The following is a 23,297-nucleotide window of genomic DNA, read 5'->3' on the forward strand; positions in this document are numbered from 1 at the left end:
TCAGCCGAGCCGGATCACGCCGTAGTCGAAGCCTTTCCGCCGGTAGACCACGCTGGGCCGGCCCGCGTCCGAGTCGTTGAAGAGGTAGAAGTCGTGGCCGACCAGCTCCATCTCGTAGAGAGCCTGGTCCACCGTCATGGGCTCCGCGGTGTGCTGCTTCTCGCGAACGACGCGACCGGGCTGGTGACCGAGGTCGTCGTCGGCCCAGCTCTGCTGCTGGGGCAGATGGATCTCACCGGCACTCGCGAAGCCGTTCGTCTGTGGTTCGGCTTCGGGTGCTTCCAACACCGCGGTACGCGCGGCGGGACTGGCAGCGGCCGGGGATCCACCACCCGGCAGCACCGAGGTCGCTTCGGCGACCGACTCCGGGCGGCTGCGCCCGTAGTGCACGCGCCTCCGGTCGTGTGTCCTCCGCAGCCGGTTCTCCAGCTTCGTGACTGCGGAATCAAGCGCTGCGTAGAAGTCGGCGGCACACGCTTCAGCGCGTACGGCCGGGCCACGTCCCTTTCCGGTGATTTCAACGCGCTGGCAGCTCTTGGCCTGGCGCCGATTGGGTTCGTGGAACAGTTCCACGTCGTACCGGATGACTTTCCTGTCGTAGCGCTCGAGGCGGGCCAGCTTTTCGCTGACGAGTGCCCGATAGTGCTCGGGCACCTCCACGTTGCGGCCCTTAACGACGATGTCCATACACGACCTCCCTCGCTGAGATGACTGCGAGCTGTTGAGTTCACACACGGCGCCGGTGTAGCGGGGACGGAAGCCCGGATCGCGGGCTGAGAAGGAACTCGGGACCGGTTCACGACGTCTCGTGCCGAGAGCCCGAGCGCGGACTCAGCGCACCTCCGGCGCCAGGGACATGGGCTCGTCACCTCCCTGCCTGCGGGGATTGCTGATAGCGGAGCACGTTAGCTTCCTCACGCCCGTTGCAACAGCCCCCGAGCCGGGGGATGTCGAGGAATGAGACTCCGTCACCCCGCGCAGTGAGCGGAGGGTGAACACCAGAAAACTCCCGCTGGTCGGACGCGCCGCATCCGCCGTGGGTTCACACGGACGGCGCATCACCACCGGCTGGTGGACGCCGAGGGTGACGGCCACGTCCACCGCATCCGCCACCCCGGTGGAGTGGCGCGGCGGCCGAGTGTTGATGATCGACACCCTCATGCCCGGACAACGGCCGCGAGGCTGGTTGCGTTCCCGGCGGATGTCACTCGTGTAGGTGACGTTGGGGTCACCCGGGTGCGGGGTGAGGGTGGGTGGGGTGGACCGGTGGCGGGTTTGCGGTGGTCGGGGCCGGTGAGGCCGGGTTGCGGCCACGGCGGCAGGTGCGGCCAGCCTGGTTGGCGGCCGCGGGTGAGTTGAATGCGGGCCGGCGAGGTCGAGCTGCGGTCATGGCGGCTGGCGCGGCCGACCTGGGAGCTGGTGCGGCGAGCTGCGCGCAGGGGGCGGTGACCCGCCACACCGGCGAGGAGGCCCTGCCGCGGTTACCGCGGGCAGACACGGCCAGCCTCATAGCCGGAGCTGTGAGCTGTGAGCTGTGAGCTGTGAGCTGTGAGCTGTGAGCTGTGAGCGGGCACGATTCACCCAGCCGCGAGCAGCGTCAGCACCGCGGCGACCTCGATCCCCTCCCCTGCCAGCGCCCGGACGCAAGCGGCCGCCGTTGCTCCCGTTGTGATCACGTCGTCCAGCACCACCACCGGGAATCCTGGTGGTGGGCGACCCGCTTCGCGGAACCGGAGGCGGCCCGCGAGGTTCGCCACCCGCTCCGCGCGGTCCAACCCGACCGCGTCACGCGCGCCGCCGGTCAACTCCAATGCCGGGGCCACCGCTACCTCGAAACCCCGCTCCGCCAGGACGCTCGCCGCCGCAACCGCCAGGCGCTCCACGTGGGGCCCGCCGCGGACCCTGGCTGCCGATCGGCGGCTCGGTGCCGGAACCAGGCAGATCGACCGGACCGCCGGCGCGGCGACCCGGGCCCGGGCGGACGGCGCCGAAGTCCACCCGGGCTCCCGGACCCCGGCGGAACGATGAGCAGCTCCCGGAGACTGGCCGCCGGCCTCCGTCCCTCGGAGCGGCAGCACGACCAGCGCCTCCGCCAACGCCCGCCCCAGCGACGCGGCCAAATCCCGGCGCCCGCGTTCCTTGTAGGCGATCAGCAACCGCCGCCCCACACCGCGGTACCGGGCCAGCGCGAACACCCGCGCCACACCCGTCACCGGGACCCTGACCACCTCGGACACCGAACCCCACACCCCCGCGCACCGGGCGCAGCACGGCGCCCCGCGGGCACCGCAGCCGGCGCACCGGGCGGGGATCAGCAAATCGAGCAGCAGCACACGGACAGTGTCCCCGTCACCACCGACAGTTTTCGAAAACCCTCAGCCCGGGTAGAACGGATCCGCGTCCTTCAGCGAATGCGGCTGCGGCCGCCACACCTCGCCCAGTGCCGATGCCGTCCACAGCCCGTTCGCGTCCGCCACCACGATCGACCGGCTCTGCGCCGCCGCCACGCCGTGGACCTGGGGCGTCAGGTTGGAGCTGTTGAACGCGTCCATCCGCTGGCCGTCCACGGTCACCCGGACCACCGGCTGGGACGGCGACCTCGTCGCCACCACCAGCATGTCCTGGGCCACCCAGTCCACGCCGACCACGTCGTTGAGGTCGTGCGACTGCAGCAACCTCGGCTCGCGCAGGGCCACCGAATCGCCGGTGCCGACCACCGAAGCCACCCACAGCTGGCCCTTGACCACCGCCGCCACCCGGGCGCCGTCGCGGGAGAACCGCAGCTCGGAGATGTAGCCCTGCTGGGTGAGGTCCGTCGCGTTGACCGTCAGCGCCGTCCACTGGTTGTTCTGGTTCACCACCATCCGGCCCACCGACACCTGGTCGACCACCGTCCACACCTCGCCGGTGCCCGGCCGCCACGTCGGGCGGCTCAGCGTCGTCCCGGACAGGCCCGCCAGCGGCAGGTCGTGCCCCAGGTCGCCGATCCGGAGCCGGACCCGGCCGCTGTCGCGCTCCACGACCGCCAGGCGCTTGCCGTCGATCGACTGGGCCGCGCTCACGACGTCGTAGCCGCCGTTGCCCGCCGGGCCCCCGACCGGGGCCCCGTCGCCCAGTGAGCGCACCCGGCCGTCGACCGTCATCAGGCCCAGCAGCGCCAGGTTCGGCGAGAGGTTCGCGCCGTAGGAGGGCAGGTCGTTCGACCGCCAGTCCGGGTGGTTCGCGACCAGCGGGGCGCCGTCGGCGAGGATGCGTATCCGCGCCGACGTCACGTACTGCAGCGTCAGGACGATCTGCGCGGCGATCAGGTTCCGGATGTCGTCGGCGACCCCGGACAGCCCGGTCAGCGGCACCAGCAGCGTCCCGTCGTCGAGGCTCTTGACGTTCGTGTCGATCTCCACCGGCTCGCCGAGCAGGTTCTTCACCGACCCGGCCAGGCTCGTCGACGGCCCGTTGACCAGCAGGTACATCACCCGGCTCGGCAACCCGGACTGCGGCTTCGCGACGACGTAGCGCCGGTCCGGGACGAAGGTGGCCGACTGCTCCGAGTAGAAGTTCACCGGCACCGCGGTGTAGTTCTCGCTGAAGTCGGATTCGGTCGCGTACAGGTCGGGCGGCGGGTCGACGATCCGCCACTGGCCGTTCGCCTGCTTGCGCACCTTCACCTTGAGCGCCGCCGGGTTGTAGTCGGGCACGAACGCGCTGCTCTGGTCGAGCGTGCCGACGTCGATCCCGCGCACGTTGACGACGAGGGTGTTCGGGTCGGGCTGCGGGGCCGGGTCGTAGACCGTGCCGAAGGTGTCCTGGATGATCGTCAGGCTGCGGCTCGGGTGCCAGTTCGCCCGGCCCTGCTCGTCCAGGTAGGCGCGGGCGGCCGCGTTGTTCTGACCCGGCTTGAGGGTCGCGCCGATGAAGTCGCGCACGAGGGTCAGCGGGTCGCTGTCCGGCTTCGGCTCCGGCACGACGTCGCCCGAACCCTGGCCCTGGCGTTCGCCGGAGACGACCACGGGCTGGGACTCCAGCGGGACGTTCGCGCAGCCGGCGACCAGCACCAGGCACAACGCCGCGAGCAAAAGTCGTTTCACTGACCGATTTCCTCACGTTCGGCGAAGATCGCCTCGGGCGCCGGCGTGATCTCGATCAGCCCGAGGGGCACCTCGGCGGCGACGCGGTCGGGCGGCGGCAGCACCAGTGGCGGGTCGCCGGCGGGCACGTCCTGCCGGCGCGGCAGCACGAGCCGGAAGCACGCGCCGTCGCCGAGGTTGCCCCACGCGTCGAGTTCGCCGCCGTGCAAGCGCGCATCCTCCTGGCTGATCGCCAGGCCGAGCCCGGTGCCGCCGGTGCGCCGGTTGCGCGACGGGTCGGCGCGCCAGAACCGGTTGAACACCAGGTCGGCCTCGCCGGGCCGCAGGCCGACGCCGTGGTCCCGGACGGTCACCGCGACCGCGGTCTCGTTGGCCGCGACGGTGAGCACCACCGGCCGGCCCTCGCTGTGGTCGACGGCGTTGCCGAGCAGGTTGCGCAGGATCCGCTCGACGCGCCGGGCGTCGACCTCGGCGACGACCTCCTCGTCGGGCAGCACGAGCTCCACCGAGCTGCCCGCGTTGCCGGCGATCACCCGCACCTGCTCGACCGCGCGGGTGGCGATCGGGCGGACGTCGATGAACTCCGCCGACAGGTCCTCGACACCGGCGTCGAGCCTGCTGATCTCCAGCAGGTCGCCGAGCAGCGACTCGAACCGGTCGAGCTCGTCGACCAGCAGCTCGGTCGAGCGCGCGAGCCCGGCCGGGAACTGCTCGCGCGACGCGTGCAGCACGTCCGCCGCCATCCGGACGGTCGTCAGCGGCGTGCGCAGCTCGTGCGAGACGTCGGAGGTGAACCGGCGCTGCAGCCCGCCGAAATCCTCGAGCTGGCGGATCTGGCGCTGGATGCTCGCGGCCATCCCGTTGTAGGACACCGCGAGCTTCGCCAGGTCGTCCTCGCCGAGCACGGTGAGGCGCTGGTCGAGGTCGCCGCCGGCGAACTGCTCGGCCGCCGCGGCGGCCTGCCGGACCGGCCGGACCACCTGCCGCGTCACCAGGTTCGTGATCCCCGCGAGCAGGAGCAGCAGCACGAGCCCGCCGACCAGCAGCGTGTTCTGCACGGTCGCGACGGTGTTCTGCTCGGTCGTCAGCGGGAACAGCAGGTAGAGCTGCAGCGGGCTGGCGACGGTGTTGAGCGGCGTGCCGACGATCAGGTACGTCGTGCGCCCGCCGTCGGTGTCGCCGACCGTGTGCTCGAGCCAGCTCATCTCGTTGGCTTCGACGAACTGGCGCAGCCGCGGCGGCACGTTCTGGAACGGCCCGGCGAACGTGGGCTCGTCGCCTGCCTGGTCGTGGCCGCCGCTGGCCAGCACCGGGACGAACGTGCCGGCCGCCGAGCCGGCCGCGTCCTGGCTGGTCGGCGTGATCGCGATCTTCTTCAGCGCGTTCTGGAGCCGGGCGGTCATCGCCTCGTCGGTCTCGGCACCGAGGCCGACCAGCTCGCCGGCGGCGGTGTCGGCGGCCGCCCGGGTCTGCGCGAAGGCCGCGTCGCGCTTGGTGTCCAGCAGGCGCTCGGTGATCTGGTTCTGCAGCACCATGCCGAGCACGAAGACCACGGCCGAGGACAGCGCGAGCGTCGAGATGGTGACGCGGAACTGCAGCGAGTGCTTCCACAGCTCGTTGAACGCGACCGCGCGACGGCGCGCGAAAACGACGACACGCCGCACCAGGCGTGCCGTCGATCGCGCGAACGCGGGGAGCCGTCTACCGGTCTCCGTGCTCATCGACTCGTCACGGCGGGCCGGCCTTGTACCCGACACCGCGAACGGTCAACACCACCTCGGGGTGTTCCGGGTCCTTCTCCACCTTCGAGCGCAGCCGCTGGACGTGCACGTTCACCAGGCGGGTGTCCGCCGCGTGCCGGTAGCCCCAGACCTGCTCGAGCAGCACCTCGCGGGTGAACACCTGGCGCGGCTTGCGGGCCAGCGCCACCAGCAGGTCGAACTCCAGCGGGGTCAGCGGGATGGCCTTGCCCTCGCGCGTGACCTCGTGCCCTGGCACGTCGATCGCCAGGTCGCCGATGGTGAGCGACTCCGCGGGCTCGGCCTCGGTGCGGCGCATCCGCGCCCGGACCCGCGCGACCAGCTCCTTCGGCTTGAACGGCTTCACGACGTAGTCGTCCGCGCCGGACTCCAGGCCGAGCACGATGTCGACGGTGTCGCTCTTGGCGGTGAGCATGACGATCGGCACCCCGGACTCGGCGCGGATCGCCTTGCAGACGTCGATCCCGTTCATCCCGGGCAGCATCAGGTCGAGCAGGACGAGGTCGGGTTTCAGTTCGCGCAGCGCGGGCAGCGCGCGCGAACCGTCGGCGACCACGGCCGTGTCGAACCCCTCCCCACGGAGCACGATGGTGAGCATCTCCGCGAGGGCGGGGTCGTCGTCGACCACGAGAACACGTGCCTTCATGTCCACATATTCGCACTAGTTCCGGCGGCCGGACGCGCGACCCGCGTGTTTGACCACCAGAAAGATCAAGATCGCGGCCGGTGCCTGCTCCATCCGGGTGGCACTGGACGGTCCGTGAAGGCCGGCACACGGCCTTCACGGACCTGCGGCAACAGGCTCAGGGGACGGCCGGGACGGGCGCGTCGACGTGCACCGCACCGTCCGCGACGACCACGCGGTACGTGCGCACGGGCGCCTTGGCCGGCAGGCAGGTGGGCAAGCCGGTGCGCAGGTCGAACCGCGCGGCGTGCAGCGGGCACTCGACGAAGCAGCCTTCGAGCCAGCCGTCGGCGAGCGAGGCGTCCTGGTGGGTGCAGGTGTCGTCGACGGCGAAGAAGCCGTCCTCGGTGTGGAACACCGCGATCGGGACGGGCCCGTCGAGGCGGAGGGCTTCGCCCTCGGGCAGGTCGGTGACGGCGCAGGCGCGGATCATCAGGGCCTCCGGAAACGGCTGGCGGGATGCCGGGACGGTTCGTGAATGTTGCGCATCGCGCGACTCTGCGCTTCTTGCGCAACAATCCGACCCCGACGGCGTCCGCGTCAAGAGATTCGCCCACTCAGCCGATAGGGACGGCGCAAAACGGATAGTGTTGCGCTATGCGGAACCAGGACTCTGCTGACGCAACCTCGGCGGGAAAGCACGCCTCGGCCGGTGGCAACGCAACCCAAAGCCAGGTGCAGTCGGTCGACCGGGCGATCAGCGTGCTGGAGCTGCTCGCCCGCAACGGCGAAACCGGCATCACCGAGATCGCGGGCGAACTGGGCGTCCACAAGTCGACGGCGTCACGGCTGCTCAGCGTCCTGGAGTCCAGAGGCCTCGTCGAGCAGCTCGGCGAACGCGGGAAGTACGCGATCGGGTTCGGCATCGTGCGGCTGGCGGGCGCCGCGACCGGCCGGATGGACCTGGCCAAGCTCGGCCGCGCCAGCTGCCTGACCCTCGCCGAGGAACTGGGCGAGACGGTCAACATCGCCATCGCCGACGACGGCGTCGCCATCAACATCAGCCAGGCGCGCGGCTCGGCGGCGATCACCACGCAGAACTGGACGGGCCAGCGCACCCCGCTGCACGCGACCTCCAGCGGCAAGATCCTCTTGGCGTACATGGCCGAAACCGAGCGCAAGCGCGTGCTGAAGCGGAAGCTGGAGCAGTACACGCCCCGCACGACGGTCGAGCCGGACGAGCTGATGACCGAGCTGGAGCGGGTGCTCGAAGACGGCTTCGCGGCCTGCTACGAGGAGCTCGAACTCGGCATGCACGCGGTGGCCGTGCCGATCCACGGCCCGGGCGGCGACGTCGTCGCGGCGATGAGCGCTTCTGGCCCGTCGTACCGGCTTTCGAAGCAGCGCGTGAAGCAGATCGTGCGGCCGATGACCGAAGCCGCGGACGACCTTTCCGCGCAGCTGGGCTACTTCCGGGACTGAGGGTACAGCCGCGCCATCGCGCGGATCGTCCTTCCCATGTGGGCCACCAGTTCCGGGGGCTCGAGCACCTGCGCGCCCGTGCCGAGCCGCAGCAACCCCGCGGCCGCGTGGGGCACGTTCTCGAGCGGCACGCGGGCGCGGCGCCAGCCGTCGTCGTCCTCGGGTCCGAGCGTGCGGGAGACGAGCCGGGCCGCCCGCGGGCCGAGAATGTCCGGCAGGGCCTCGATTCCGGCCGGCGAAAGCCGCACGACGGCCGTCTCGCCGGTTTCGCCGTCTTCGTAGCTTTCGACGTTCGCGCGCCAGAACTCCGCCAGGTCGAACCCGGCCGGCCGGGTGAAGTGCTCGTCGAGCGTCCGCAGCTCCTCGATGCTCCCGACGCGGTAGGTGCGCACGCGCGGCCCGGCGACGAGGTACCAGACGCCGGCCTTGAGGACGAGGCCGAGCGGGTGCAGCCGCCGCATCACCACGCCTGGCTCCGGCGACCAGCGGCGGTAGGCGACTTCGACGACCTGGTCCTGCCACAACGCTTCCGCGGCCGCGAGCAGCTGCGGGACCGGGTCGGCCTCGCGGTACCAGCCGGGCGCGTCGAGGTGGAAGCGCTGCCGGATCCGCACCGACGCGTCGCGGTACGGCGTCGGCAGCGCGGCCATCAGCTTCAGCTCGGCCGCGGCCACCTGGGCGCCCAGGCCCAGCTCCGCGGCCGGCTGCGGCAGGCCGGTGAGAAACAGCGAGCCGGCCTCACCGGCGGTCAGCCCGGTCAGCCGGGTGCGGTAGCCGTCCATCAGCCGGTAGCCGCCGTCGGGGCCGGTCTCGGCGTAGATCGGGACGCCGGCGGCCGCGAGCGCTTCGACGTCGCGGTACACCGTCCGCGGGGTCACGCCGAGCTCGGCAGCCAGCTTCGACGCGCTCATCCGGCCGCGGTTCTGCAGCAGCAGGAGCAGGGACACCAGACGGCTCGCGCGCACCCGGCGGAGTCTGCCAGCCACCACTGACAGAAGATGTCAGTGGCCGCGGCCCAAGATCACCGCCATGACCGATTTCGCCTTCCTCCACGGCTCCTGGACCGTCGTCAGCCGGCGGCTCACGACCCTCTTCGCCGGCAGCGACGACTGGGACGTCTTCCCCGGCACCACCACCTGCACCCCGCTCTTCGACGGCGGCGGCAACACCGAGGAGATCCTCTTCCCCGCCCGCGGGTTCCGCGGCTTCACGCTGCGCCTGTTCGACGTCGAGCGGAAGGAGTGGTCGATCTACTGGGCCAACGACCGCACCGGGCTGCTCCAGCCGCCGGTCGTCGGCACCTTCACCGGCGGCCGCGGCGACTTCTACGGCGACGACGTCCACGACGGGAAGCCGATCCGGGCGCACTACCTCTGGTCGGACATCACGGACACTTCGGCCCGCTGGGAGCAGGAGTTCTCCGCCGACGGCGGGCGGACCTGGGAATCCAACTGGGTCATGGAGTTCACCCGCGCCTGAGCCGGCACCTTTTCGGGCGCTTGACACGACGTCTCGCATAACGCACGTTGTTGCCGAAGACGCAACTTCGTCGCCCGGAGGAACACGATGGCAGCACGGCCCCGGGTGGTCGTCGCCGGCGGCGGCCTGCTCGGCTGCGCACTGGCGGACGAGCTGACCGAACGCGGCTGGACCGACGTCACCGTCCTGGGCGGCGGCGAGACGGACGACCGGCCGGGGCTGGTGTTCCGGACCGACGCGGATCGCACGCTCACCGAGTTCGCGAAGTACACCGCGGCGAAGTACGGCGGCCTCGACGGCCAGTGGTGCTTCAACCCGGTCGGCAGCCTGGACCTCGCGACCACGCCCGAACGGCTCGCGGACCTGAAGCGGCGGCACGGCTGGGCGACGTCGTGGGGCGTGCGCGGCTTCCTGCGCACGCCCCGCGAGTGCGCCGACCTGCACCCGCTCCTCGACGAAACCCGGGTGCTGGGCGGGTTCCACGTCCCCGGTGACGGCCTGCTGCACGCGCGGCGCGCGGCCGAAGCCCAGGCCCGGCGGGCGAAGGCCCGGGGCGCGCGGTTCAGCGCCGAGGAGGTCCTGGAGGTCGAGCGGGCCGGCGGCCGCGTCACCGGGGTCGTCACCGCGACCGGGCGGGTGCGGGCCGACGTCGTCGTGTTCTGCGACGGCTCCGACGGGCTCGCCCTGCCCGAAGCGCCGCGGCGGCTGCGGTACACGCGGACGTCGCCGCTGCCGGACCTGGCCGGGCACAACGACGAACACGTCCAGGCGGGCAAACCCGTGCTGCGCGACCTCGGCACCGGGCTGACCGTCCGCGAGCACGTCGACCGGCTCGGCGTCGGCGGCGCGTGGGAATCGGCGGTCGCGCTCCTGCCCGCGCTCCGGGACGCCGCGGCCGAAGCCACGACGGAGATCCTGCTGCCCGGCACCCCCGACGGGCTGCCGCTGCTGGGCGAGCACCCGGAGCTCGACGGCTTCTGGGTGGCGAAGGCCGTCCGCGCGGAACACTCCGCCGGGGTCGCGCGCGAGCTGGCGCGCTGGCTCGTCGACGGGCAGCCGGTGCTCGCGCTGCACGGCTGCGACCTCGCCCGGTTCGCGCCGTCGGCCCGGTTCACCGCGGAGCCGGTGCGGACCGGTCCCTGCCACGAACGGCAGCTCACGCTGGGCGCACTTCGGTTCGGCGGGCGGCTGGGCGCGGCCGGAGCGGTACGCGTCCGAGGCGGGTGCGGAAGCGCACGCGACCCGCGAGCGCGTCGCGATGTTCGACCTGACGTCCGTGCCGCGGCTGGCCGTCACCGGTCCCGGCGCGCTGCCGTTCCTGCACACCATGACGACCGGCGATCTCGCGAATCCGCCGGGCACGGTCACGGAAACGCTGCTGCTGGGCGAAGACGGCGGGGTGCGCGGCCGGCTCACCGTGGCCCGTCTCGGCGACGAGCGGTTCCACGTCGGCGCGGGCGGGCGTCTCGACTTCGCCTGGCTGCGGCGGCACCTGCCCGGCGACGGCACCGTCCAGGTCCACGAAACGACGCCGGGCACGTGCTGCCTCGGCGTGTGGGGACCGCTGGCCGGTGACCTGCTGCCGGAACTGTCCACAACGGACTGCTCGGCCGAGGAGACGTACGTCGGCGACGTCCCGGTCGTCGCGTTGCGACTGTCCACTGTGGGCGAGCCCGGCTGGGAGCTGCACACGACGGCGGACCTCGGCCGTCACCTGTGGGACACCCTGCGCGAACGGGACATCGCCGTCGCCGGCCACCAGGCGTTCACGAGCCTGCGGCTGGAGGCCGGCACGCCCGTCGCCGGCGTCGACTTCACCACCGAGCACGACCCCTACGAGGCCGGGCTCGGCGACGCCGTCCGCCGGGACAAGGGCTACTTCCTCGGCCGGGACGCGCTGGCGGGCCGGTCCCCGGCGACCGTGAGCCGCCGGCTGACCCGCCTGACGACCGGGAAAGTCCTGCAGGGCAAGGAACCCGTGTACGTCGAAGGCCGCGCGGCCGGGTACGTCACCAGCGCCGGGTACGGCCACACCCTGGGGCAGGCCCTCGCGTACGCCTGGCTTCCGGCGGAGCACAGCGCATCCGGGACACCGGTCGAGATCGAGCACTTCGGCGAACGTGTGCCGGGGAGGGTCGGATGACGCACTACGACGTGATCGTGCTCGGCCTCGGCGGGATGGGCAGCGCCGCGGCGTACCGGCTGGCGCGGCGCGGGCAGCGGGTGCTCGGCATCGACCAGTTCGCGCCGGTGCACAACCGCGGGTCGAGCCACGGCGGTTCGCGGATCACGCGCCAGGCGTACCTCGAAGGCCCCGAGTACGTCCCGCTCCTGCTGCGCGCCCACGAGCTGTGGGAGGGCCTCGAACGCGACAGCGGACGGCGGCTGTTCACCCGCTGCGGCGGGATCATGGTCGGCACGGCCGGCTCGCGCACGATCACCGGCAGCGTGGCCTCGGCCCGCGCGTTCGGCATCCCGCACGAACTCCTGGACGCTCCCGCGATCCGGCGGCGCTTCCCGACCTTGGCGCCGTCGGCGGACGAAGTCGCGCTGTACGAACCGGGCGCCGGGCTGGTGTCGCCCGAGGGCAGCGTCGCCGCGCACCTGCAGCTCGCCGCGCGGTGCGGCGCCGAGCTGCACCACGAGGAGAAGGTGTTCACCTGGAGCACGATGGCCGGCGGGGTGCGCGTCGGGACGTCGCACAGCTACTACACGGCCGACCGGCTGGTGCTCGCGCCCGGAGCGTGGGCCGGTGAGCTGCTGCGCGACTTCGGCGTGGAGTTCACGGTCCGGCGGCAGGTGCAGTACTGGTTCGCGCCCTCGGGCGGGATCGAGCCGTTCCGGGAGCACCCGGTGTACCTCTGGGAAGGCGACGGCTACACCTTCTACGGCTTCCCGGCGCACAACGCACCCGCGGACGGCGTCAAGGTCGCGTTCCACACCGGCGGCCGCGAGTGCACTCCGGACGGCATCGACCGGACGGTGTCGGCCGAAGAGGTCCACGAGATCTCGTCCGTCGTCAAACGGCACCTCCCGACGCTGCCGGGAGCATTCCTCCGCGCGGCGACGTGCATGTACACCGACACCGCCGACGAGAGCTTCGTCGTGGCACCGCACCCGGACGAGGAGCGGGTGGTGCTGGCGTGCGGGTTCTCCGGCCACGGGTTCAAGTTCGCGCCGGTGATCGGCGAGATCGTCGCCGACCTGGTGGTGGACGGCGCGACGGCCCACCCGATCGCGCAGTTCGACCCGGCCCGGTTACTGCGTTAGCAGCGTCTTCGCGAGCCCTTCGAGGTCGACGCCCGCGACACCGTCCAGGACGTGCCACGGCGCCAGCCAGCCCGACGCGGCCAGCTCGTCGTACACGGCCGCGCAGCGTCGCTGGAGCCCGTCGTCGGTCTCGAACGCGTCGCGCTCGCGGTCGGTCTCCGCTTCCGCCCGCCGCTCCGCCCGCTCGGCCGCCACCGCCGGTGCCACCCGCAGCAGCAGGTGCGCGTCGGGGCGGGGCAAGCCGAACCGCGCGACCTCGAGCTCCCACACCCACTTCACGACTTCACCCGCGGCGTCCTGCCGCAGCCGCGCGGCCGCGTACGCCGCGTTGGAGGCCACATAGCGGTCGAGCAGGACGACGTCGTGCGTGTCCCGCAGCGCGCGGATGTCGTCCGCGGCGCCGCTGCGGTCGAGCGCGTAGAGCACGGCCATGCCGTACACCGAGTCGGCGAGGTCGCTGTGCCCGCGGTGCAGCGCCTCCTTGACGAGGTCGGCGTGCACGCTCTCGCCATAGCGCGGAAACGCCAGCTTCGCGACGCTCGCGCCCTTCGCGCTCAGCGCGTCCGTCAGCCCGTCGGCGAGCGTGCGCTTGCCCGCGCCGTCGAGCCCTTCGATGACCACCAGTCGACCCACGGGGGTCACAGTAACGGTGGTGGACCGGCGGGCTCGGTGGAAGGGGATCGACGCCGAGCCCGCCGGTTCGTCTTCAGGCGGAGATCCGCCTCAGGTGCAGCACGTAGCCCGCGCCGCTGACGGCCAGCACGCCGACCAGGATCAGCAGCGGCACCCAGCCGGTGTCGTGGCCGGACGGTGCCGGGCCGCCGTCGCCGCGGGGCATCACCTGCGACGTCGCGTCGTAGCCGCCCGCCTCGCCTTCGCGGGCGTAGGCCGAGCCGGGGAGCTTGTCGGTGTACCGCTGCGAAACCGTCCGCTGGTAGTCGGCGACCGTGACCGCGGCCGTGCTCGCCGACAGCGGCGTGACGCGGCCGTCGCGGACCGCGTACCAGGCGTCGACCTGCGGTTCGTGCAGCAGCTGGGCGCCCGCGGGCAGGGTGCGGGCGAACGCCGCCTCGACGTCGCCCGAGGCGATGTTGCCGATCTGCCAGGCGCCGTCGTCCCCGCGGACCGACCAGAGCGTCGCGGTCCGGCCGTCGGAGGCCCGTGCGGGCACCGCGAAGTAGGCGAAGTCGCCCGGCGCCGCGCCCGGCTTGCCCACCACGAAGTCCGGCGACAGCTCGTAGACCGGGTAGGCGTCCGGGGCGACCTGGACCGTCACCGGCCCCTTCGCGTCCGGCGCCTGGGCGAAGAACCGCACCAGCGTGTCCTGGAGGTCCGCCGCCGCGGCGTGCGCGGCCACGGCGTCGGCGCTGCTGATGCCGGCGGCCTGGGCCGCGCCTGACACCGGTGCCGTCATCAGCAGCGCCGCGCCGGTCAGCACGGCGAGCACGAGCGCCCGCCTGCTCATCGGGAGATCCCGGTGAGCGTGTGCGTCCAGGTGAACGACGAGTTGTGCGTGTAGTAGCCGTAGGTCGACCAGTTGTAGCGCTTGGCGGGCCCCGGGTCGCCCCAGGACACCCAGCCGCCGCTGGTGTCGTAGCCGTAGAGGACGTGGGTGTGGCCACCGCCGGAGCGGTACCCGACGCGGGTTTCGACCGGCCGGTTCGCGGCGGCCTGCGTCCGGACGTCGGCGTAGGAGATGCGGTGGTCGAGGTAGCGCCCCGGCGAGGCGAACCCGAGCTTGGCGAAGGCGCGCTGCGGGTCGGCGAGGGTGCCGGGGAGGTTCGCACAGTCCTTTCCGGTCTCGCCGTGGGCGAGCTGGCAGAAGCGCGTCTGGCTGACCGCGGCGCCGTGGAAGGCCGCGATCGTGGCCCCGGAGCCCGCCCAGCACCACTGGCTCCGCTCCTGGGACTGCATCGTGATTCGGGTCTGGAAGGTCGACGGCACTCCGGGCGCGGCTCCGGCAGTGGCCGGCGCGACCAGGCACAACATCAGGCACACGGCCAACGTGGCGTGTACCCGGCTCGACTTCACCAGCACGGACGGCCTCCTGCTCGAACGTGGGCGAACCAGCGGTGGTCACAACGGTGAACAACCCGGTCACAAGGAGCAAGAACGCCATCCGGAGGAACGGACCGTTCCGGGTCACAGCCGGAACGCGGAACAGTGACCACAACGAGGCCAACCACCCTGAACGGGGGTCGGCCCGGGCACTCTACGCTGCTAACGTGAACGTTCCGCGGTGTTCACGCCCAGCGCACACACTGGTCGGGTGAAGGGACGAGCGGTGGCACAAGACGGGAACCTCCCACTGATCATCGATGGCGCCCGTACGACCCGGGCATCGGTCGCCGAACTGCCGAAAGAGCTGACCGAAGCGCTCCGCACCGGCGAGTTCCACCACGCCCTGAGACTGGCGATCGCCTACCGCGGCCTCTCGCTCGCGCGGCTGCGCGCGCACCTCGCGCTGCGCGGGGTCCAAATCGGACAGTCCACGCTGAGTTACTGGCAACGCGGCCTGCGCCAGCCCGAGGTGCCCAAGGCACTCCCGGCGGTCCGGGCCCTGGAATCGGTCCTCCAGCTGCCCGCGGACGCCCTCGTGGTGCTGATCGGACCGCGACTGGTCCGCCGCGGCCACCAGCCGGCGGCGTCGTTCCACGACCTGCGTTCCGGTGACATGGGGTCGATCGTCGAGGACCTGCTCGCCGAGCTCGGCGCGTACCCGTCGTCGAACCACTACAACGCCGACCTCGAGCTGCTGTCGGTCCACGACACGATCACGTTCGACGCGGAGCACCGCCAGGTCAGCCTGCGCACGCGGCTGGTGACGCGGGCGCGCCGGCACGGCCCGGACCGCTACCTGACGGTCTACAACGGCGATCCGGGCTGCCGGATCGACGACGTCGAGCTGATCACCGACGAGGGCTGCCGGATCGGCCGGATGCGCCGCAACCCCGACGCGGACACGATGGCGACGGAGCTGCTGTTCGACCGCAAGCTCGCCGAGGGCGACATCCACGTGTTCTGCTACGAGGTCCGCGACGACTCGGGCTCGGCGTCGCCGGGGTACTACCGGATGCTTCGCGACCGGTGCGCGAGCTACCTGGTCCAGCTGCGCTTCGACCGCAACGCGCTGCCGGCCCGCTGCACGCGTCAGGTCCGGGCGCGCGACGACGCCCTGCCGGTGGTGGCGGAGGAGCTGGCGTGCGACATGGGCGGGGTGAGCAGCGCGTTCTTCAGCGACGCCGGGCCCGGGCTGGCCGGCGTCGCCGTCGAGTGGAACTGATCACACCACGCCGCTGCGCAGGGCGACGAACAGCCGCTCCAGCCGTTCGCGGTGGTCGGCCGCCACGACGTCCGGCTCGCCGCCGTCGATGAGCCGACTGGCGGTCCGCACCAGCACCGTGGCGTAACCGGCGATGAAGAACGCCGCGAACAGCGGCCCGTCGTCGTCGAAGTCCCGGTCGCCTGCGAGCTCGTCGGCGAGCAGCCGCTGCAGGTCCGCGCCGATCTCCCGCACCCGCGCGATCAGGGCGGGCGACGCCGCGACCGTCCGGAAGAACGGGATCGCGCCGTCGGCGACACCGGACAGCCCGTGGCGCTCGTCGAGGAGCCGGAGGGTCGCTTCGCGCAGGGACTCGAGCACGTCGACGCCCGGCGCGCGGTCGCGCACCGCCGAGCGCAGGACGTCGGCCGCGTCGACCTGGCGGTCCAGCAGGAGGTCCTCCTTGCGCGGGAAGTGCTTGAAGACGGTCACGCTCGAGACCCCGGCCTCCTTCGCGACCTCGGCGACCGTCACCGCGTCGAACCCGCGCTCGAGGAACAGCCGGGTGGCGGCCTGCGAGATCTTCGCCCGCGTCTGCGGCCCGCCACGCTCGCCGGTCCTGGGCATCGGATCACCCTCTCTTGTGTCACTAAACTTAGTCAGTTAACTTAGTGGCATGTCCTCCGAACAGACCACCGGCATTCTCACCGAACCCGCCCCTCGATCCTTGCGCGAGGCGTGGGTCGCCCTGGCGGGACTCTCCGCGGTGTTCCTCTTCGAGATGCTCGACAACTCGATCCTGAACGTCGCGCTGCCCACGATCGGGCGCGAACTCTCCGCGTCGACCACCACGCTGCAGTGGGTCACCGGCGCCTACGCCGTGGTGTTCGGCGGCCTGATGCTGGCCTTCGGCGCGCTGGCCGACCGGTTCGGCCGGCGGCGGATCATGCTCATCGGCCTGGTCCTGCTCGGCGTCGCGAGCCTGGCGACCGCGTTCGTCGGCACCGCGGAGCAGCTGATCGCCGTGCGGGTGGCGATGGGCGTCGCGGCCGCGATGACGACCCCGGGCTCGATGGCGCTGGCGTTCCGGCTGTTCGGCGACGACGGCCTGCGCGTCCGCGCGACCACCCTCATCTCGACCGTGGGCCTGGTCGGGCTGGCGATCGGCCCGACCGCGGGCGGCTTCGTGCTCGCGATCGCGCCGTGGCAGGTCCTGCTGCTGGTGAACGTGCCGGTCGCGGCGCTGGCGTTCGTCGGCGTCCGGTTCGGCATCGCCGCGGACGACCCGGCCGGCCTCCACCGCGACCCGGTGGACGTCCTCGGCGCGGTGCTCGGCACGGCGACGGTCGTGCTCGCGCTCGTCGCCCCGACGCTGTTCGTGAACGAGGGCCCCGACGCCTGGGAGCCCTGGGCCGCCACCGCCGCGGCCGTCGCCGCCGCGCTCCTGTTCGTCGTCCGCGAGCGGTCGGCCCGGTATCCGCTGCTGGACCTCAAGCTCGTCGCGCACCCGCTGGTGTCCAGCGGCCTGGCGTTCAAGGCCGCCGCCGGGCTCGCGACCGCCGGGCTGGGTTACCTGGTGACGCTGCAGCTGCAGCTCGACTGGGGCTGGCCGCCCGCGCTCGCCGCCGCCGGGATGCTGCCGCAGGTCGTGGTGCTGGTCGCCGGTGGCGCGTTCGTCAGCCCGTTCGTGCGCCGGGCCGGCCTCGAACGAGCGGCGTGGATCAGCGCCGCGGCGGTCGTGGCCGGGCTCGCCGTGTACGGCCTGCTGAGCCGGTTCGGCTACGCGTGGGTGGCGCTCGCGCTGGTGCTCGTGGCGGCCGGGATGCGCGTGGTCGGCGTCGTCGCGGGCGTCAACGTCCTGCGCGGCCTGCCGGAGAACCGCACGACGATCGGCGCGGCCCTCACCGACACGGCCACCGAAGTCACCTCCGGCGCGGGCATCGCCGCGACCGGCACAATCCTCGCCGCACTGTTCACCGGCGACATCGCGACGACGCACTGGAGCGCGGAGCAGACCGCGCAATTCCGCGAGGCGGTGACGGTGGCGGGCCTGACGCTCACGGTTGTGGCGGCGGCACTCGTCGCCTGGGGGTTCGCCCGATCACGGCGTGCCTAGCGACCGCCGCCGATGCCGAGCTCGTTTCCCTCGGGATCGCGGTAGATGATCTTGCGGACACCGTTGTCGTAGGTCTCCCGGTCCGCCGGTTCGATACCCCTCGCGGAGATCCCGGCGACCCGTTCGTCCAAGTCCTCGACGAAGAGGGTGTGCATGGCGAGCCCGGCCCGTTCGGGTCGCTGGACGACGTAGACGGAGCCGTGCGGGGTGACTTCCCACAGGACTTCGGTGTCGTGCACGACGAAGGTCGGCGGGGAGCCGAAGAGGCGTTCGTACCAGGCGACGGCGCCCTCGAAGTCGCGGACGGCGATCCCGGCGAAGAGCTCGACGGTCATAACACCTCGAATCCGTTGGCCTTGGCTACTCCGCTCTGCATACCGTCACCACTTGCCCCGGGTCCAGTCCAGCGCCTCACTGACGGCGGTGCCCCAGCCACGGGACAGCTCCTCGATCTCGTCGAGGCTCGGCACCGGGCCCTCCGGCGCGAAAGTGAGCAGCTTGCCTTCAGCGACCAAGCGGTTTTGCCAGGCGCGGGCCTCAGTGGCCATATCGTCCATTCTTCACTCATCGGCTGTCCCCCAGGCGAAACAGAGGGGCCGCCCCGAACACGTTCGGGACGGCCCTGACCTGCTGAAACCCAATTACCTCAGTACCGGTAGTGATCCGCCTTGAACGGGCCTTCGACGTCCACGTCGATGTACTCGGCCTGCTCCTTGGTCAGCTTCGTCAACTCGCCGCCCAGGGCGTCCAGGTGGATCTTCGCCACCTTCTCGTCCAGCTTCTTGGGCAGCCGGAAGACCTCCTTGTCGTACTCCTCGTACTTGGTGAACAGCTCGATCTGCGCGATCACCTGGTTCGAGAAGCTGTTCGACATCACGAACGACGGGTGCCCGGTCGCGTTGCCCAGGTTGAGCAGCCGGCCCTCGGACAGCACGATGATCGTGTTGCCGTTCGGGAAGATCCACTCGTCGACCTGGGGCTTGATGTTGATGCGCCGGATGCCCGGGTAGCGCGCCAGGCCCGCCATGTCGAGCTCGTTGTCGAAGTGGCCGATGTTGCCCAGGATCGCCTGGTGCTTCATCTTCGCCATGTGCTCGACCAGCACGACGTCCTTGTTGCCGGTCGTCGTGATGACGATGTCGGCCTCGGGCAGCGCGTTCTCCAGCGTGCGGACCTGGTAGCCGTCCATCGCCGCCTGCAGCGCGCAGATCGGGTCGATCTCGGTGACGACCACGCGCGCGCCCTGGCCGCGCAGGGACTCCGCCGCGCCCTTGCCGACGTCGCCGTAGCCGCAGACCACCGCGACCTTGCCGCCGATCAGGACGTCCGTGCCGCGGTTGATGCCGTCGATCAGCGAGTGGCGGATGCCGTAGCGGTTGTCGAACTTCGACTTCGTCACCGCGTCGTTGACGTTGATCGCCGGGAACAGCAGCTCACCGGCCGCGGCGAGCTGGTACAGCCGCAGCACGCCGGTGGTGGTCTCCTCGGTGACGCCGCGGACGCCCTCGCCGATCTTGGTCCACTTGCCGGTGTCGGCCGCGACCGAGTCGCGCAGCAGCTCGAGGAACACGCGGAACTCGTCCGACGTGTTCTCGTCCGGGGTCGGGACGACGCCCGCCTTCTCGAACTCGGTGCCCTTGTGCACCAGCATCGTGGCGTCGCCGCCGTCGTCGAGGATCATGTTCGGGCCCTCGCCGTCCCAGGTGAGCATCCGCTCGGTGCACCACCAGTACTCCTCGAGCGACTCGCCCTTCCACGCGAAGACGGGGACGCCCTGGGGCTCCTCGGGCGTGCCGTGCGGGCCGACGACGATCGCGGCGGCCGCGTGGTCCTGCGTCGAGAAGATGTTGCAGGACGCCCAGCGCACCTCGGCACCCAGCGCGACCAGCGTCTCGATCAGGACGGCCGTCTGCACGGTCATGTGCAGCGAACCGGAGACGCGCGCGCCGCGCAGCGGGTAGACCTCCGCGTATTCGCGCCGCAGCGCCATCAGGCCCGGCATCTCGTGCTCGGCGAGGCGGATCTCCTTGCGGCCGAATTCGGCGGCGTCGAGGTCGGCGACGGCGAACTCGATGCCGCCGCGGGTCTGGTGCCGCTTGGCAACGCTTTCGGGGGGCATAGTGGCGATTCCTCCAAGACTCGATGACGTCCGAACACTACCGTTGTCCGCTCGACCTGCCCCAGGATCGCGTAGGAGGCCTGCACCGTGCCCATGCCCGGCCCGGACACCCGCGTCGTCGAAATCCGCGTCGCCGGACTCGTCGGCACCAGCGGCGAGACGCTGCTCGACGCGGTGTCCACCGTCGACGTCGCCGGCGACGGGCTGGGCCGCGTGATCCGCCCGGCCGACCGCCTGCGACGGCCGGCACCCGGGCCCGTGCTGCCGGCGCTGGGCCGGTCGATCCCGCGGACCCTCGAAGGCTACCTGTGGCACGGGATGACCTCCGGCGGCGCCGCCAAGGCGACCTGGGCACTGCTGTTCCCGTTCTCCCTCGCCAACGTCACGTTCTGGATGCTGCCGCCGGCCCCGCCCGGCCGACGGCTGCCGCGCGTGCTCGGCGCGGTGTGCCGCGGCCTGCTGCGCGTCAGCGCGCTGCTGCTCACGATGCTGCTGATGGGCCAGCTCGCGACGATCGCGCTCGACCTCTTCGCCACGCAGTGCCTCGCGCCCGGGTCCGGCTGCCTGCCCGTCGTCCCCGACGTCCTCCGCTCGGTGCCGGCGCGGATCGCGGTCGGCGTCGTGCCGCTGCTGGCCGTGATCTTCGTGCTGCACCGGATCTCGTCGGCGACGTGGGCGGTGCACGCCGACGGCGACCTCACCGGCGGTCCGCTGCGGATGCGCGCCGACCCGGACACCCCGGCGCTGCGCTGCCTGCACACGGTCGCGGCGCTGGTCTCGGTCGCGCTGCTGCTGCTCGGCGGGCCGTTCCGGGTGCCGGGCGCCGTCTTCGACCTGGTGGTGTGGATCATCACGCTGGCGCTGGTGCTCGCCACGGTCGTCGCGGCCGCGATCGGCGTCGACACCGGCCGGTTCGCCCGCCCCGGCGTGATCGCGCTGGCCGCGCTGCTCGTCGTCGTGGCCGCCGTGCGGCTGCGGCCCGGCCCGGGTCCGCTGCCCGGGACCAACGGCGTCGTCGAAGGGCTCGGCGCGGCCCTGGTCGCCGTCACGGTGCTGTTCGCGCTGTTCCTGGTCCCGGCCGCGCTGCTGGCCCGGCCCGGCTGGGTGCACAAGCCGCGCCGGCTGCGGCCGTGGCTGGGCGGCTGGGCGGCCGCGCCGGTGCTCGCGCTGGCCGGGCTGCTCGGCGGCGGGTTCGGCGCCGGCCTCGCCGAAGCGCTGCGCCGGCTGTCCGGCGCGGAACTCCTGCACGTGCCCGACACGTACCTGCTGGTCACGGTGTTGTGGGGAGCCGGGCTGGCGCTGGCCGCGGTGCTCGCCGCGCTGGGCTTCGCGGTCGCCGTCCCGCTGCGCCGGGTGCGGCGGGGCGTCCCGGAGATCGTCGGGCTGATGGAGCACGACGAGCGGCAGGAGGCGCAGGCCGCGGCGGCGTGGGCGCGCTCGGCGTGGGAACGGCGGCACCTGCACCACCTCGCTCTCACGGTCGCGTCGGCGATGTCCGCGGGTGGCGCGGCGCTGCTGGTGCTGCGGTTCGGGTTCGGGCTCGTCCCCGGCTGGTTCGGGCCGCTGTCCGCGATCGGCGTGGTCGCGCTCGGCGCGCTGGCCGCGGGCCTGCTGCGCGTCGTCTACACGGCCGCGCGGACCCCGCAGCGCAGCCGGCACCTCGGGGCGCTGGCCGACCTCGTCTGCTTCTGGCCGCGGGCGGCGCACCCGACCGTGCCGCCGTGCTACGCGCTGAAAGTCGTCCCGGAACTGGCCGCGCGGGCGCGCGAGCACCTCACCGAACCGGCGACGCGCGTGGTGCTCTCCGGCTACAACCTCGGCAGCCTGCTCACGGTCATGGCCGCCGCCCGGCTGGCGGCCGAGCTGCCGGCCGCCGACCTCGAACGCGTCGGCGTGCTCACCGCCGGCTCCCCGTTGCAGTGGGGCTACCAGCGTGCTTTCCCCGCGTTGCTCCCGCAGGAATCGCTCGAGACGCTCTTCGCCGACCTGGACGGCCGCTGGCGCGCCCTCTGCCGGGGCACCGACATCTTCGGCGGCGGCGTGACGACCTGGCGGCACGAGGTCTCCGACCGGCAGCTCTACGGTGTCGGCTACCAGCCCGAAGGCGGCACCGGGCCGTTGAAGGCGAAGGCCGACGCGAACGGCGTCCTCATCCTCGGCGGCGACCACTGGCTGCCGGACCCGCTGCGCGGCCCGACCGGGCGGCACCGCTGGGCGCCGGGGGTGCTCAAGCACCAGGACTACGTGGTCGACGCGGAGTGGGACCACGCCGTCGCGATGGCCGCCGGTCTCGGCAAACCGGCCGGCGGCGAACAGGGCCTGCTCTTCGCGGACTTCCCCCCGAAACAGTGAAGGCCCCTCGCCGGAGCGAGGGGCCTTCGACCGCGAGCTAGCTCAGCTTCACTCGGAAGCCTTGCGGCGGAACTTCAGCAGCGCGAGCAGGCCGCCACCGCCGAGGATCAGCAGGGCCGCGATCCACACGAGCCACATGTTGTCGAAACCGGTGTTGGCCAGGCCGCCGCCGGTGCCGGACTCGTTGCCCGCCGGGACGACGGCCGGAGCGGTGCTGGACGGCGAAACCGAGGTGTCCGAGGTCGCCGGAGCGCTGGGCTTCGTCGTCTCGGTCGGCTTGGTCGTCGGCGGCTTCGTGGTCTCGGTCGGCTTGTCGGTCTTCTTGCCGCAGAGGTACCAGTGGTCGAGGTCGGCCTGGTGGCCGTTGCGGCTGAACGGCGCGCGCAGGTCGTTCCACGGCGCGGCCTTGTCGAGCCCCTGCTTGCCGGGGGTGTAGTCGTTGAAGCCGTCATCGCCACCGACGACGACGATCCGCGTGACCGTGACGCCCTCGTTCACCTTCGAGATGTTCAGGCGGTTCTTGACGATCTTGAACTCGACGTCGCTCTGCTTGAGGTCGGTGCCCTTGGCGCACGGCGTCGCCTGACCCGGCGTCGGGTGCGGGCGGTTGTCGTCGCTGTGGCAGGCCAGCGCGGAGCCGGCGGTGCCGATGAGGGCTGCGGTGGTCAGCGCCATGACGGCGACGGCGCCGCGGAAGGTACGTCTGCGCATTCAGAACTCCTGATACCGGCGGGGAGAGAGCACTTG

Annotated in this window: 21 protein-coding genes and 1 pseudogene; 7 read left to right on the forward strand and 15 right to left on the reverse strand. The window is 72.1% G+C overall.

Going from position 1 to position 23,297, the window contains the following annotated elements:
- From hpf to QSK39_RS04685, 6 genes are all read right to left on the reverse strand, one after another.
- On the reverse strand, window positions 1-687 hold the full coding sequence (hpf, locus tag QSK39_RS04660) for a ribosome hibernation-promoting factor, HPF/YfiA family (protein ID WP_284747639.1): 687 nt from the start codon (window positions 685-687) through the stop codon (window positions 1-3).
- Between the two features lie 890 nt (window positions 688-1,577).
- Window positions 1,578-2,333 (reverse strand): ComF family protein, encoded by a 756-nt coding sequence (locus QSK39_RS04665; RefSeq protein ID WP_285476416.1) that lies wholly within the window; start codon window positions 2,331-2,333, stop codon window positions 1,578-1,580.
- A gap of 42 nt (window positions 2,334-2,375) precedes the next feature.
- Window positions 2,376-4,085 (reverse strand): LpqB family beta-propeller domain-containing protein, encoded by a 1,710-nt coding sequence (locus QSK39_RS04670; protein WP_285476417.1) that lies wholly within the window; start codon window positions 4,083-4,085, stop codon window positions 2,376-2,378.
- Window positions 4,082-5,806, reverse strand: a complete 1,725-nt coding sequence (mtrB, locus tag QSK39_RS04675) for an MtrAB system histidine kinase MtrB (protein ID WP_285476418.1) — start codon at window positions 5,804-5,806, stop codon at window positions 4,082-4,084. The genes QSK39_RS04670 and mtrB overlap by 4 nt, the downstream gene beginning before the upstream one ends.
- A 7-nt stretch (window positions 5,807-5,813) precedes the next feature.
- On the reverse strand, window positions 5,814-6,491 hold the full coding sequence (gene mtrA, locus QSK39_RS04680; protein WP_005150760.1) for an MtrAB system response regulator MtrA: 678 nt from the start codon (window positions 6,489-6,491) through the stop codon (window positions 5,814-5,816).
- 157 nt (window positions 6,492-6,648) lie between these two features.
- Window positions 6,649-6,963: a bifunctional 3-phenylpropionate/cinnamic acid dioxygenase ferredoxin subunit gene (locus QSK39_RS04685; RefSeq protein WP_284747635.1), complete on the reverse strand. Its 315-nt coding sequence runs from the start codon at window positions 6,961-6,963 to the stop codon at window positions 6,649-6,651.
- Window positions 6,964-7,127: 164 nt separating this feature from the next.
- On the opposite strand from QSK39_RS04685, the gene QSK39_RS04690 reads away from it, so the two are divergent.
- A complete protein-coding gene (locus tag QSK39_RS04690) occupies window positions 7,128-7,952 on the forward strand; it encodes an IclR family transcriptional regulator (RefSeq protein WP_285476419.1) in 825 nt (274 codons plus the stop codon).
- Here QSK39_RS04690 and QSK39_RS04695 read toward each other — a convergent pair.
- Complete coding sequence (locus QSK39_RS04695; protein WP_285476420.1) at window positions 7,937-8,917, reverse strand: helix-turn-helix transcriptional regulator; 981 nt, start codon at window positions 8,915-8,917, stop codon at window positions 7,937-7,939. The two genes, QSK39_RS04690 and QSK39_RS04695, sit on opposite strands and share 16 nt — an antisense overlap.
- A gap of 64 nt (window positions 8,918-8,981) precedes the next feature.
- Between QSK39_RS04695 and QSK39_RS04700 the strand changes: the two genes are divergently transcribed.
- The 3 genes and pseudogenes from QSK39_RS04700 to solA all read left to right on the forward strand — a co-directional run bounded on the left by QSK39_RS04700 (window position 8,982) and on the right by solA (window position 12,701).
- Window positions 8,982-9,431, forward strand: coding sequence for a hypothetical protein (locus QSK39_RS04700; protein ID WP_285476421.1), 450 nt, complete (start codon window positions 8,982-8,984; stop codon window positions 9,429-9,431).
- An 87-nt stretch (window positions 9,432-9,518) separates the two neighbouring features.
- A pseudogene (locus QSK39_RS04705) lies at window positions 9,519-11,574 on the forward strand (FAD-dependent oxidoreductase).
- The gene (gene solA / locus QSK39_RS04710) at window positions 11,571-12,701 is read left to right on the forward strand and encodes an N-methyl-L-tryptophan oxidase (protein ID WP_285476422.1); all 1,131 of its coding nucleotides are present in this window, start codon (window positions 11,571-11,573) and stop codon (window positions 12,699-12,701) included. The pseudogene QSK39_RS04705 and the gene solA overlap by 4 nt, the downstream one beginning before the upstream one ends.
- On the opposite strand, the gene QSK39_RS04715 is transcribed toward solA, so the two are convergent.
- The 3 genes from QSK39_RS04715 to QSK39_RS04725 all read right to left on the reverse strand — a co-directional run bounded on the left by QSK39_RS04715 (window position 12,690) and on the right by QSK39_RS04725 (window position 14,738).
- Entirely contained in the window at window positions 12,690-13,343 is a 654-nt protein-coding gene (locus tag QSK39_RS04715; protein ID WP_285476423.1) for a dTMP kinase, read from the reverse strand. The genes solA and QSK39_RS04715 overlap by 12 nt on opposite strands.
- A gap of 64 nt (window positions 13,344-13,407) precedes the next feature.
- Window positions 13,408-14,166, reverse strand: coding sequence for a hypothetical protein (locus QSK39_RS04720; protein ID WP_285476424.1), 759 nt, complete (start codon window positions 14,164-14,166; stop codon window positions 13,408-13,410).
- A complete protein-coding gene (locus QSK39_RS04725) occupies window positions 14,163-14,738 on the reverse strand; it encodes a papain-like cysteine protease family protein (RefSeq protein WP_285476425.1) in 576 nt (191 codons plus the stop codon). The genes QSK39_RS04720 and QSK39_RS04725 overlap by 4 nt, the downstream gene beginning before the upstream one ends.
- 247 nt (window positions 14,739-14,985) lie before the next feature.
- Here QSK39_RS04725 and QSK39_RS04730 point away from each other — a divergent pair, with 247 nt between their 5' ends.
- Window positions 14,986-15,984, forward strand: a complete 999-nt coding sequence (locus QSK39_RS04730) for a hypothetical protein (RefSeq protein ID WP_285477926.1) — start codon at window positions 14,986-14,988, stop codon at window positions 15,982-15,984.
- Here QSK39_RS04730 and QSK39_RS04735 read toward each other — a convergent pair whose 3' ends face one another.
- Window positions 15,985-16,590, reverse strand: a complete 606-nt coding sequence (locus QSK39_RS04735; RefSeq protein WP_285476426.1) for a TetR/AcrR family transcriptional regulator — start codon at window positions 16,588-16,590, stop codon at window positions 15,985-15,987. It lies immediately after the preceding gene.
- Between the two features lie 49 nt (window positions 16,591-16,639).
- Between QSK39_RS04735 and QSK39_RS04740 the strand changes: the two genes are divergently transcribed.
- Window positions 16,640-18,079: an MFS transporter gene (locus QSK39_RS04740; protein WP_285476427.1), complete on the forward strand. Its 1,440-nt coding sequence runs from the start codon at window positions 16,640-16,642 to the stop codon at window positions 18,077-18,079.
- Here the strand turns inward: QSK39_RS04740 and QSK39_RS04745 are convergent.
- The 3 genes from QSK39_RS04745 to ahcY form a co-directional block, all read right to left on the reverse strand.
- On the reverse strand, window positions 18,076-18,414 hold the full coding sequence (locus QSK39_RS04745) for a VOC family protein (protein WP_285476428.1): 339 nt from the start codon (window positions 18,412-18,414) through the stop codon (window positions 18,076-18,078). The genes QSK39_RS04740 and QSK39_RS04745 overlap by 4 nt on opposite strands.
- Window positions 18,415-18,459: 45 nt before the next feature.
- Window positions 18,460-18,627, reverse strand: coding sequence for a hypothetical protein (locus tag QSK39_RS04750; protein ID WP_285476429.1), 168 nt, complete (start codon window positions 18,625-18,627; stop codon window positions 18,460-18,462).
- Window positions 18,628-18,725: 98 nt separating this feature from the next.
- A complete protein-coding gene (gene ahcY / locus QSK39_RS04755) occupies window positions 18,726-20,198 on the reverse strand; it encodes an adenosylhomocysteinase (protein WP_285476430.1) in 1,473 nt (490 codons plus the stop codon).
- Window positions 20,199-20,291: 93 nt separating this feature from the next.
- Between ahcY and QSK39_RS04760 the strand changes: the two genes are divergently transcribed.
- Window positions 20,292-22,550: a hypothetical protein gene (locus QSK39_RS04760; RefSeq protein WP_285477927.1), complete on the forward strand. Its 2,259-nt coding sequence runs from the start codon at window positions 20,292-20,294 to the stop codon at window positions 22,548-22,550.
- A 48-nt stretch (window positions 22,551-22,598) separates the two neighbouring features.
- Here QSK39_RS04760 and QSK39_RS04765 read toward each other — a convergent pair whose 3' ends face one another.
- Entirely contained in the window at window positions 22,599-23,261 is a 663-nt protein-coding gene (locus tag QSK39_RS04765) for an LPXTG cell wall anchor domain-containing protein (protein ID WP_285476431.1), read from the reverse strand.
- Between the last annotated feature and the right edge of the window lie 36 nt (window positions 23,262-23,297).

This window comes from Amycolatopsis sp. NBRC 101858 (genome assembly GCF_030269325.1).
Lineage (GTDB): Bacteria > Actinomycetota > Actinomycetes > Mycobacteriales > Pseudonocardiaceae > Amycolatopsis > Amycolatopsis ponsaeliensis.